Origin of the sequence: Anoxybacillus thermarum (genome assembly GCF_000836725.1) — a bacterium.
In the GTDB taxonomy this organism is placed as follows: domain Bacteria; phylum Bacillota; class Bacilli; order Bacillales; family Anoxybacillaceae; genus Anoxybacillus; species Anoxybacillus thermarum.
In genome coordinates this window covers 26,134-37,832 of record NZ_JXTH01000022.1, presented here as the reverse complement: position 1 = coordinate 37,832, position 11,699 = coordinate 26,134, and the positions used below count along the sequence as shown (strand labels likewise).

General features: G+C 43.7%; 13 protein-coding genes and 1 pseudogene. 13 read left to right on the top strand and 1 reads right to left on the bottom strand.

The window, feature by feature from the left end; all coding sequences use genetic code 11:
- Positions 1-295: 295 nt before the first annotated feature.
- From mltG to LH47_RS07020, 8 genes and pseudogenes are all read left to right on the top strand, one after another.
- Positions 296-883 (top strand): annotated as a pseudogene (gene mltG, locus LH47_RS07055) (endolytic transglycosylase MltG); the annotation flags it as partial.
- A 109-nt stretch (positions 884-992) separates the two neighbouring features.
- A complete protein-coding gene (locus LH47_RS07050; RefSeq protein ID WP_043965997.1) occupies positions 993-1,640 on the top strand; it encodes an O-methyltransferase in 648 nt (215 codons plus the stop codon).
- A gap of 1 nt (position 1,641) precedes the next feature.
- Positions 1,642-2,571, top strand: coding sequence for a peptidase U32 family protein (locus tag LH47_RS07045; protein ID WP_043965995.1), 930 nt, complete (start codon positions 1,642-1,644; stop codon positions 2,569-2,571).
- Between the two features lie 19 nt (positions 2,572-2,590).
- Entirely contained in the window at positions 2,591-3,844 is a 1,254-nt protein-coding gene (locus LH47_RS07040) for a peptidase U32 family protein (RefSeq protein WP_043965993.1), read from the top strand.
- 1 nt (position 3,845) lies between these two features.
- Positions 3,846-4,481, top strand: coding sequence for a uridine kinase (udk, locus tag LH47_RS07035; protein WP_043965991.1), 636 nt, complete (start codon positions 3,846-3,848; stop codon positions 4,479-4,481).
- A gap of 92 nt (positions 4,482-4,573) precedes the next feature.
- Positions 4,574-5,050, top strand: a complete 477-nt coding sequence (greA, locus tag LH47_RS07030) for a transcription elongation factor GreA (protein ID WP_043965989.1) — start codon at positions 4,574-4,576, stop codon at positions 5,048-5,050.
- Positions 5,051-5,097: 47 nt separating this feature from the next.
- Positions 5,098-6,846: a peptidoglycan D,D-transpeptidase FtsI family protein gene (locus LH47_RS07025; RefSeq protein ID WP_043965987.1), complete on the top strand. Its 1,749-nt coding sequence runs from the start codon at positions 5,098-5,100 to the stop codon at positions 6,844-6,846.
- The gene (locus tag LH47_RS07020; RefSeq protein WP_043965985.1) at positions 6,843-7,436 is read left to right on the top strand and encodes a YrrS family protein; all 594 of its coding nucleotides are present in this window, start codon (positions 6,843-6,845) and stop codon (positions 7,434-7,436) included. Before LH47_RS07025 ends, LH47_RS07020 begins: the two co-directional genes overlap by 4 nt.
- Before the next feature lie 4 nt (positions 7,437-7,440).
- Here LH47_RS07020 and LH47_RS07015 read toward each other — a convergent pair whose 3' ends face one another.
- Complete coding sequence (locus LH47_RS07015; RefSeq protein WP_043965982.1) at positions 7,441-7,644, bottom strand: DUF2536 family protein; 204 nt, start codon at positions 7,642-7,644, stop codon at positions 7,441-7,443.
- A 135-nt stretch (positions 7,645-7,779) separates the two neighbouring features.
- On the opposite strand from LH47_RS07015, the gene LH47_RS07010 reads away from it, so the two are divergent.
- The 5 genes from LH47_RS07010 to LH47_RS06990 all read left to right on the top strand — a co-directional run bounded on the left by LH47_RS07010 (position 7,780) and on the right by LH47_RS06990 (position 11,531).
- A complete protein-coding gene (locus LH47_RS07010; protein ID WP_043965980.1) occupies positions 7,780-8,418 on the top strand; it encodes a class I SAM-dependent methyltransferase in 639 nt (212 codons plus the stop codon).
- A gap of 18 nt (positions 8,419-8,436) precedes the next feature.
- Positions 8,437-9,135, top strand: coding sequence for a 5'-methylthioadenosine/S-adenosylhomocysteine nucleosidase (gene mtnN / locus LH47_RS07005; protein ID WP_043966005.1), 699 nt, complete (start codon positions 8,437-8,439; stop codon positions 9,133-9,135).
- Between the two features lie 44 nt (positions 9,136-9,179).
- Positions 9,180-10,103, top strand: coding sequence for a PLP-dependent cysteine synthase family protein (locus tag LH47_RS07000; protein ID WP_043965978.1), 924 nt, complete (start codon positions 9,180-9,182; stop codon positions 10,101-10,103).
- 1 nt (position 10,104) lies between these two features.
- Entirely contained in the window at positions 10,105-11,238 is a 1,134-nt protein-coding gene (locus LH47_RS06995; RefSeq protein ID WP_043965977.1) for a bifunctional cystathionine gamma-lyase/homocysteine desulfhydrase, read from the top strand.
- 62 nt (positions 11,239-11,300) lie between these two features.
- On the top strand, positions 11,301-11,531 hold the full coding sequence (locus tag LH47_RS06990) for a YrhC family protein (protein WP_043965975.1): 231 nt from the start codon (positions 11,301-11,303) through the stop codon (positions 11,529-11,531).
- Positions 11,532-11,699: the final 168 nt, after the last annotated feature.

Genomic DNA, 11,699 nt, shown 5'->3' with positions numbered 1-11,699 from the left:
CTCCAAAAGGGCCGCCAACAAGACAGCGAACACCTTTTGAAGAGTTCTGACTAATTGTTCCTCCAGCTCTTTTAATAAAGGCCATTCTGTGGTAAAATGTTTCATGGACTCTCTCCCTCCTGTTTTATTGATGTTGGTCATCACCATCATAGCAGGGAGAGAGTCCTTTTTGCATGACATTTGCTTTTTTCTACCGCGCTTCGCTTGGTGGCCCCGACGAGCGTCGCGAACAAAAGTTCGCAACCCTCGTCGGGGAATCATTCCTGAATGTCACCCACAAATATTTTACTCACACAAAAAATATCCTTCTGTTTTAACGGCAGATATTTTGAATAAAAATATTCGTTATGCGCTTGAAGGATATTTGTTTCCAGCAACATATTCGTTTACGGAAGAAAAACCTTCGCTTGAAGAAATGATTGAAACAATGATCGCCAAAACGGAAGAAATATTGGCGAAATATACAGAAGATATGGAAGCGCGCGGCATGACCGTCCATCAATTGTTAACGATGGCGTCACTTATTGAAGAAGAGGCGACGGAAAAAGCGGATCGCGAAAAAATTGCTAGTGTGTTTTACAATCGATTGGAAAAAGGAATGCCGCTTCAAACGGACCCAACTGTTTTATATGCGCTCGGCAAGCATAAACAACGTGTATATTACAAAGACTTGGAAGTAAACTCACCGTACAACACATATATGTATAAAGGACTTCCACCGGGGCCAATTGCAAATGCGGGAGAAATGTCTCTTCATGCGGCGCTTCATCCAGCGGAAACGGATTACTTTTACTTTTTAGCAACACCAGCTGGCGATGTGATCTTTACAAAAACGCTTGACGAACATAATCGTGAGAAGGCAAAATATATCGGAAAGCAATAAAACGTTCGCTTTTTATTTTGATTTATGGTAGTATATATAAAGTTATGGATCGTGATGAAACAAGAGTTCAATTCGTTTGAACTCTTGTTTTTGCGAGGAGGACAGTTCGTTGGTAAATGAGGAAATGATTCAATATGTAGAACGATTACTACCAAAAAAAGAAGAAGCGATCGTGGAGATGGAACGGTATGCGCGTGAACATAACGTTCCGATTATGGATGCGCTTAGCATCGAAACGATGTTGCATATTTTAAAACTCGTGCAACCGATGCGTATTTTAGAAATTGGCACGGCCATTGGCTACTCTGCCATTCGGATGGCAAAAGCGTTGCCGCATGTAAACATTGTCACGATCGAACGCGATGAAGAGCGCTATAAACAAGCGCTCGTTTATGTAGAGCAAACGAATACAAAAGAGCAAATAACATTATTGTTTGGTGATGCGCTCGATATGGGCGACGAGGTAAAAAAGCATGCCCCTTTTGACGTATTATTTATTGACGCGGCAAAAGGACAATATCGCCGCTTTTTTGAGTTGTACGAGCCGCTATTAAGCGAGCGGGGGACGATTATAACGGATAACGTACTATTTAAGGGACTTGTCGCTACACATGAACCGATTGAACAAAAACGCATTCGCCAGCTTATTAAAAAAATTCAAGCATATAACGAATGGCTAATGGCGCATCCGCGCTATGAAACGGTCATCATTCCGATCGGGGATGGAATAGCGATATCGAGAAAAAGAGGTGAATAACATGAAAAAACCAGAATTGCTCGTTACACCAACGAGCGTTGCGCATATGGAACAACTTGCTCAAGCGGGGGCAAATGCTGTGATGATCGGTGAACAACGGTACGGCTTACGCTTAGCAGGCGAGTTTTCAAGGAAAGATATCATCGATGCCATGGACGTGGCACGAAAGTACGGGGTGCGCGTATATGTTGCGATGAACGCCCTCTTTCATAACGACAAAGTGGATGAACTAGGTGATTACGTCCGCTTTTTATCCGAACAACAAGTGGATGCGATCGTATTTGGCGATCCAGCGGTGTTAATGACTGTACGAGAAGTCGCACCGCATATGAAACTTCATTGGAACACAGAAACGACAGCGACAAACTGGTATGCATGCAACTATTGGGGGCGAAAAGGAGCGAAACGTGCCGTCTTAGCGCGAGAGTTAAATATGGAAGAAATTATTGATATTAAAAATCATGCGGAAGTGGAAATTGAAGTGCAAGTACACGGCATGACGTGCATGTTTCAGTCGAAGCGGTCCCTCATCGGCAACTATTTTGAATATCAAGGCAAGTTTATGGAAGTACAACAAGTGAAATATGCGAAAGGGCTCTTTTTATACGATAAAGAGCGCGACAATAAATATCCGATTTTTGAAGATGAAAACGGTACGCATATTATGAGTCCAAATGACATTTGCATTATCGATGAACTTGAAGACATGATCGATGCGGGCATCGATAGCTTTAAAATTGATGGCGTGCTTCATGAGCCAGAGTATATTACAGAAGTGACAAAACTATATCGTCGCGCGATCGATTTGTGCGCAGAAAATCGCGAGCAATACGAAGAAGAAAAAAATGAGCTATTTGCGCGCATTGAAGCGATTCAACCAACACATCGTCCGTTAGATACCGGCTTTTTCTTTAAAGAAACTGTATATTAAACGAAAAGGAGGGAGACGTATGAGCATATCACAAATCATTAACGGCAAGCGCGTCATTGTAAAAAAACCTGAGTTGCTTGCTCCAGCTGGCAATTTAGAAAAGCTAAAAGTGGCGGTGCATTACGGAGCGGATGCTGTTTTTATCGGTGGACAAGAATACGGCCTTCGTTCAAATGCCGACAACTTTACGCTTGAAGAAATGGCAGAAGGTGTACAATTTGCAAAGCAATACGGAGCAAAAATTTACGTGACGACAAACATTTACGCTCATAATGAAAACATTCCGGGGCTAGAAGAGTATTTGCGCGGGTTAGAGAGCGTCGGCGTGCACGGCATTATTGTCGCTGATCCACTCATTATTGAAACGGCACGCCGCGTCGCGCCGAAGTTGGAAGTGCATTTAAGTACGCAACAATCGCTCACGAACTGGAAAGCGGTGCAATTTTGGAAAGAAGAAGGGCTCGAACGAGTCGTTTTAGCACGTGAAACAAGCGCGGAAGAAATTCGTGAAATAAAAGAAAAAGTCGATATTGAAATTGAAACGTTTATTCACGGCGCCATGTGTATCGCCTATTCAGGCCGTTGCGTATTAAGCAACCACATGACTGCGCGTGATTCAAACCGCGGTGGCTGTTGTCAATCGTGCCGCTGGGATTACGATTTGTACAAGCTCGAAGGCGATCAAGCAGTGGCGTTGTTTGATGAAAACGACGATCCGTTTGCGATGAGCCCGAAAGATTTAAACTTAATTCAGTCCATTCCAAAAATGATTGAGCTCGGCATCGATAGTTTAAAAATTGAAGGACGCATGAAGTCGATCCACTACGTCGCAACGGTTGTGAGCGTGTATCGAAAAGTGATCGATGCGTACTGTGCCGATCCGGACAACTTTGTCATTCGGAAAGAATGGCTAGATGAGCTCGATAAATGCGCAAACCGCGATACAGCGCCAGCCTTTTTTGAAGGTGTTCCGGGCTATAAAGAGCAAATGTTTGGTGTTCATAGTAAAAAGACGACGTACGATTTCGTCGGTCTCGTGCTAAACTATGACAAAGACAAAGGGATCGTGACGTTACAACAACGCAACTTCTTTAAACCGGGCGATGAAGTGGAATTTTTCGGGCCTGAAATTGAAAACTTTACGCAAGTCATTGAAACGATTTGGGATGAAGAAGGAAACGAGCTTGATGCCGCTCGCCATCCGCTCCAAATCGTCCGTTTTAAAGTCGATCGAGAAGTTTTCCCATACAACATGATGAGAAAGGGGCACTAACATGAGGAAGAAACCGGTTGTGATCGGAGTCGCAGGCGGCTCTGGTTCGGGGAAAACGACCGTCACCAAAGCGATTTATGAACATTTTCAAGGCCATTCCATTTTAATGCTTGAACAAGACTATTATTATAAAGACCAAAGTCACTTACCGTTTGAAGAGCGATTAAAAACAAACTACGATCATCCGCTCGCTTTTGACAACGATTTATTAATCGAGCATATTCATAAGCTTTTAAATTACGAACCAATTGATAAGCCTGTATACGACTACACGCTTCATACACGTTCAAACGAAGTCATTCGTGTCGAACCGAAAGATGTCATTATTTTAGAAGGCATTCTTGTATTAGAAGACGAGCGATTGCGCAACTTAATGGATATTAAAGTGTACGTCGATACAGATGCGGACATTCGTATTATTCGCCGCTTATTGCGCGACATTAAAGAACGCGGCCGCACGCTCGAATCGGTCATCGAACAATATGTAAACGTCGTGCGCCCGATGCACAATCAATTTATCGAGCCGACGAAACGGTATGCCGATATTATCATTCCAGAAGGCGGACATAACCATGTCGCTATCGATTTAATGGTTACAAAAATTCAAACGATTCTTGAACAAAAGTCTATTTTGTAATACCATAGCATAGATAATATGTAAACTTTTTGTCTTTTGTACGAACAAGTCGTTCGTACTTTTCCGTACATAAATAAAAAGGAGTGAGTCACATGTCAATGGAAAAAGAATACCCAATGACGAAAGCAGGGAAGGAGAAGCTCGAGCAAGAACTTGAATATTTAAAAACAGTGAAGCGTAAAGAAGTTGTGGAACGCATTCAAATCGCACGCAGTTTTGGCGACTTATCGGAAAACTCGGAGTACGATGCGGCAAAAGATGAGCAGGCGTTCGTTGAATCGCGCATTCAAATGCTTGAAAATATGATTCGCAATGCGAAAATTATTGAAGAAGATTTAGAAACGACAGACGTCGTATCGCTCGGAAGAACGGTGACATTTATTGAGCTTCCAGATGGGGAAGAAGAATCGTATACGATCGTTGGTAGTGCGGAAGCGGATCCATTTGAAGGGAAAATTTCGAACGACTCTCCAATTGCTAAATCTCTTATTGGTCGCCGCGTCGGTGAAGAAGTGACGGTTCATACACCAGGCGGCGATATGGTTGTAAAAATCGTGGCGGTAAAATAGGTTTTAAAAGACAACACCTCGTCGACAATGAAGACGAGGTGTTTTTTATGGTGAAAAAACGAATCATCGTCATCTTAACGATGATACAATTAGGGATACTTGTGCTCGCAGGGCGACTCGTTCAACTACAACTTGTTAGCACCGAGTCGTTTCATGGGGTAAATTTAATTGAAGCAAGCGTTGCACAGCGGACGGAACAGCTTGTCATCGATAACGGACGCGGCATGTTCGTCGCCCGAAACGGTGAGCCGCTCACATATGAATACATCCCGACGCTCGTGTTATTTCCTTTTTTAAAAAAAATGGACTGGCCAATCGATCAAATCGCAACGATTGTTTCCATGCCAAAAGAAACGATAAAACAGCAGCTTGAAACGGCGAAAGGCCCGATCATTTTGCATGATGGACAACGACCGGTTCAACTCCACCATTGGCAAATGGAACGGATTAATGATTTGCACATTCCGGGTGTGATTGCTGTTTACAAGCAGTATGATCTGAAGCAAAAATATGCTCAACATGTCATCGGGTTACTTGGAGAAAACGAAAAGTTGCTGAAGGAGCGATATGGCGACCGCAAATTATCGCAAAAAACAAAAATAGGCGTGTCTGGCTTACAAAGTTCATTTGATGAATTTTTAATTCCTGATGGGGAAACGAAGTTATTGTATCACGTAGATGCGCACGGTGAACCTCTTTTTGGCATGGATGTGAAATATACGGAACAGGCAAATCCGTTTTATCCGATTACGGTACAAACGACGATTGATCGCACTCTTCAACAACGCGTTGAACAAATTGTAGCGCAACATGGCATGCAAAAAGGGGCTGTCGTCTTACTTGATGTCAAAACAAATGACGTCCTCGCTTTAGCGAGCGCTCCAGCAATTGATGAACGAAACCCGTACAAAGATGGAGCGATGGAAAATAAAGCGCTTCTTCCACAAGTGCCGGGCTCCGTTTTTAAAGTTGTCGTTGCAGCTGCTGCGCTTGAACATGGACTCATTCATGGCCAGACGTTTGACTGTGATCGAAAAATTAACGGTGAGCTAGAAGAAAAAAAGAAGGGGATGCGCACGTTTGAAGATAGTTTTGCGATCAGCTGCAACAGAACGTTTGGAGAGTTAGGAAAACAGTTGATTGCGATAGATAAAAACGTGTTTGAGACATATGCCCAAAAACTTGGATTGTTTCCGCGCGTTGGTTGGGAAGGAGATGTATATCACTTTTCATCGTTTCGCCCGCTTCATGAAGAGAAAAAAGGGAACATTTGGGGAGATGAACGTGATAAACATATTCCGCTTGCCATCGCGCAAACGTCCATTGGACAAAAAGATGTGCGCGTTTCACCGCTTGCGGTAGCGAATATGATGGCAACGATTGCTCGGGGGGGTGAAGCAAAACAAGTGCGTATCGTTCAAAAAATGATGTATAAAGACGGAACGACGTTTTTTGCATTTGATGAGAAGCGGTTAACGATGGATTCATTGCGTAAAGAGACGGTGGATGAACTGCAACAGCTGTTACAGCTTGTTGTGACGCATCCAGAAGGGACTGGCCGTTCATTTCAATCGTTGCCTTACGCCATAGCAGGAAAATCGGGAACAGCACAAACAGGAAAAAATGACGCAGTGAACAAATGGTTTGCAGGTTATTTTCCAACTGACCGTCCAAAATATGCGCTCGTTGTGGTACAATTAGAAACAACGTCCTCTGCCGCCGTCACAAATAGTGTGTTTGCCGATATCGTTCGTGCTACATACGAGTTGGAACAGAAAGGAAGGTACCAAGAGTGAGCAGCCGTTTTGCCAAACGTTCAAAACAAAGAAAAGTGAATCGTATATGGAATACGTTCATTGCGATTGTGTTTGCGCTTATTTTATTTTTCGGATGGAAATGGTTGTTTGCTAACGATCGATCTGTCAAGGAAACGAACGCTTCTCCGCAATCGGTCGAAGTGGAAACAAATGAACCGGCAAACGATGAGCTACCATCTGAAACGGAAACAGAGACAAACGAACAACCGAACGGCAACGTACAAGAAACGGTTGTTGAAGATCCAAATTCAAACGTCATTCGCGAAATTGTTAACCCGTCATGGCAGCCGATCGGTACAACCCAATCGGAGCCGCATGTGACACAATATGATAAAAACTCTGTTGATTGGAAGGAGATGCTCGATGCGATTAGTTATGCGACAGGCATTTCCTCTTCTGATCTGATCGTCTGGTTTATCGGAAATGGCGGCAGTCCGAACCACGCCGTTGCCACCGTTTCAAAAAAAGATAAAACAGAACATTATAAAGTGTTTATCGAATGGGTGACCGATGAAGGCTGGAAGCCGACAAAAGTGCAACAACTAAAAGAAGTAGAGCGCCGTCCGTGACGCTCTATTTTTTTGCTTTAAAATGCACCATCGCGCTGTATAGACGTTGTCCGTTTTCTAACAGCTGTACGTCGTACGACACATGATGCACTTCAAGCATAATCGCTTTATTATGTTCAATTTGTTCATTAATTTTCTTTTCCAATGTCTTTAAATCTGTCGTTTCAAAAAACTCGACTTTATCTTGAATGAGATCAAACGTAATCATCGTCCTCCTCCTTTCTACACGTAGTTTAACACATTTCCATTGAACATCTGAAAAAAATATGATAGATTGAGAACAGTAATACGTTAAATTCATACTATACTTATAGGAATTATTATATTTATGGAGTGTGGCATCATGGGACGTGAATTTTTAGACATCTTTGAAACGTGGGCGCAGTCGTACGATTCGTCTGTATACGGACACGATGAACAATATCGTGATGTATTTGACGGATATGAGACGATTTTAAATACAGTCGTTGAAAATAGTGGCGATGTTGTGCTAGAGTTCGGTGTTGGCACAGGCAATTTAACAAAAAAATTGATTGAGGCGAAAAAAACGGTGTACGGCATCGAGCCGTCTGCCCCGATGCGCGAGCTTGCGGAAGAAAAACTTCCGAATGTATCGATTGAAGACGGCGACTTTTTACAATTTCCATTGCCGAATGAACCGATCGATACGATCGTGAGCACGTATGCGTTTCACCATTTAACAGATGCGGAAAAAGAAGAAGCGATCGGCAAATATAGCGCACTTCTTCGTAAAGGTGGTAAAATAGTGTTTGCTGATACAGCGTTTATCGACCGCGAAGCGCATGAGGCGATGATTGCGGAAGCGAAACAAAAAGGATTCGTTGATTTAGCGGATGATTTACAACGGGAATATTACACGACGATTCCTGCTCTTGAACACATGTTTACAACGCACGGTTTTACCGTCACATTTACGCCAATGAATCGTTTCGTTTGGTTGATGGAGGCTGTGAAACAATAAGTGAAAGAGGTTGAAACGATGAAAATAGCAATCATTGGAGCGATGGAAGAAGAAGTGGCGATTTTGCGAGAAAAAATAGCGAACCGAACAGAAACGACGGTAGCGAATTGTTCTTTTTATAGCGGCACGTTAGATGGGGCAGACGTCGTTTTATTAAAATCAGGTATCGGTAAAGTTAATGCAGCGATGTCGACGACGATTTTACTTGAACGATTTGCACCAGATGTCGTCATTAATACCGGTTCAGCTGGCGGTTTTGCGCCATCATTAAACGTCGGCGATATTGTGATTTCGACTGAAGTTGTTCATCATGACGTCGATGTTACGGCGTTCGGTTATGCATACGGTCAAGTGCCGGGCATGCCAGCGCGCTATAAAGCAGATGAACGATTAGTACAAGCGGCTGAAACGAGCGCCGCGCACATTCGTGACATTCAAGTGGCGAAAGGATTGATTGCGACAGGCGATTCATTTATGAACGATCCTGCGCGCGTTGATTTTGTGCGCACGCAATTTCCAGACTTATATGCTGTGGAAATGGAAGCGGCTGCGATTGCGCAAGTATGCCATCAGTTTGGCGTGCCGTTTGTCGTCATTCGTGCATTATCAGACATCGCTGGCAAAGAGTCGAACGTATCGTTTGAACAATTTTTACAAAAAGCAGCCCTTCATTCATCCGAGCTTGTTCAATGGATGGTGAACGAGTTAAACAAATAGGAGAGTTTTCCTCTCCTTCTTTTTATCTTTTGGGAGGTTACAACATGAAAGTAGCGAAAAATGTGCATGAATTAATCGGTCATACGCCGATCGTTGAAATGACACAATTTCCGCTTCCGAAAGGGGTACGCATATTTGCGAAATTAGAATACTTTAATCCGGGCGGAAGCGTCAAAGATCGTCTCGGTCAAGAGCTGCTAAACGATGCGCTAGCGACAGGAAAGCTTAAAGAAGGGGGAACGATTATTGAACCGACGGCAGGAAATACAGGAATTGGTCTTGCGCTTGCAGCGATCGGGAAAAATATTCGCGTCATTTTTTGTGTTCCGGAAAAATTTAGCATTGAAAAACAACAACTGATGCGCGCGCTTGGCGCAACGGTAATCAACACCCCAACGAGCGAAGGGATGGCGGGAGCGATTCGCAAAGCGAAAGAGCTTGCTGCGGAAATTCCGAACGCTTATTGCCCACAACAGTTTGAAAATCCAGCGAACCCACGCACGTACTACAAAACGCTTGGACCAGAAATTTGGGAGCAACTTCACGGACGAATTGATGTATTTGTCGCCGGCGCTGGATCCGGTGGTACATTTATGGGAACGGCCAAATTTTTAAAAGAAAAAAATACAAGTATTAAAACGGTCATCGTTGAACCTGAAGGCTCGATTTTAAACGGCGGAAAACCGGGCTCGCATCGGACGGAAGGCATCGGGATGGAAAGTTTACCACCATATATGGATGAAAGTTATTTTGATGCGATTTATACAGTTCTCGATGACGATGCATTTCGTCGCGTCAAAGAACTTGCCATGAAAGAAGGATTGCTTGTCGGCAGCTCGTCTGGGGCAGCGTTTCATGCGGCATTGCTAGAGGCGGAACAAGCGAAAGAAGGAACGAACATCGTCGTCATTTTCCCAGATAGTAGCGAACGATATTTAAGTAAAAACATTTACGAAGGCGGGATGTAACGTGAGAAGAAAAACGAAACTCATTCATGGCGGCATTGCGGGAGATACGCATACAGGTGCTGTATCCGTTCCGATTTATCAAGTGAGCACGTATAAACAAGAAGCCGTCGGGGTGCATAAAGGATATGAATATTCACGTACAGGCAATCCGACGCGCCATGCGTTAGAGGAGCTTATTAAAGATGTAGAAGAAGGGTATGCAGGTTTTGCGTTTAGTTCAGGTATGGCAGCGATTACCGCAGTCATGATGTTGTTCAATAGTGGCGACCACGTCATTTTAACGGACGACGTATACGGTGGCACATATCGCGTCATGACGAAAGTATTAAACCGCTTGGGCATTGCATCGACATTTGTCGATACGAGCGACTTATCGAACATTGAAGCGCACATTCAACGAAATACGAAAGCGATTTATATCGAAACGCCAACAAATCCGTTATTAAAAATTACGGATATACAAGGCGCATCAGCCATCGCCAAACGGCACGGTCTATTGATGATCGTCGATAATACGTTTAGCACGCCATATTGGCAAACGCCGATCGCGTTGGGTGCAGACATCGTCATTCATAGTGCCACAAAATATTTAGGCGGTCATAGTGACGTTGTCGCAGGGCTTGTCGTTGTCAATAACGAACAGCTTGCGCAAAATATGCATTTTATTCAAAACTCCACAGGTGGCATTCTCGGACCACAAGACTCATGGCTATTAATGCGCGGCATGAAGACGCTCGGCATTCGCATGGAAGAACACGAACAAAATACGCGCAAAATCGTTGAATTTTTAACGAATCATCCAGCTGTTACGCGCGTGTATTACCCTGGGCTTCCGTCGCATCCAAATCATGATGTAGCGAAAAAACAAATGCGCGGCTTTGGCGGCATGGTTTCGTTTGACGTCGGCAGCGGTGAAAAGGCAGAACAAGTATTGACCCGCGTCCGTTACTTTACGTTAGCGGAAAGTTTAGGTGCAGTAGAAAGTTTGATCTCTCTCCCGTCGAAAATGACGCACGCCTCTATTCCGAAAGAGCGTCGCGACGAATTGGGCATTACTGACGGGCTCATTCGCATTTCTGTTGGATTAGAAGATGCTGACGATTTAATCGAAGATTTAGCACAAGCTCTGGCATAAATTACATCGTCCCCTTTTTTCTTTTCTATGATACATTGAAAGAAGGAAGGGGGACGGTTATTTTGGATGAACAAAAGCGAAATTGGTTAGGAAAAGCGCGTGACTATAAAGCATACAGTCTCGTTTTATTTGCGCTTAGTGCGTTTTTATATGTCGGTACACTCATCCCAAGCGCAATCGACGGTGAAAAGCGGCCACTTGTGCTCGGCGCAGTATTCGTTCTCATGCTTGCCTCGATCTTTTTCACTCATCGTTCGCACGCATACGCACGAAAAATAGAAGAAGATGCATAAACCCATTTTCGAACAAAGAAAAAACGTGTAAAATAAAAGAAAATGGGCAAAGGGGGAATGCACGATGATGTGGATGATTACAGGCTTAGTCATCACAGCCGTCATTGGCTTTGTTATTATTGCGGAAGTGAACGCTGAAGCATAAAACAGTCTCCAAATCGGAGGCTG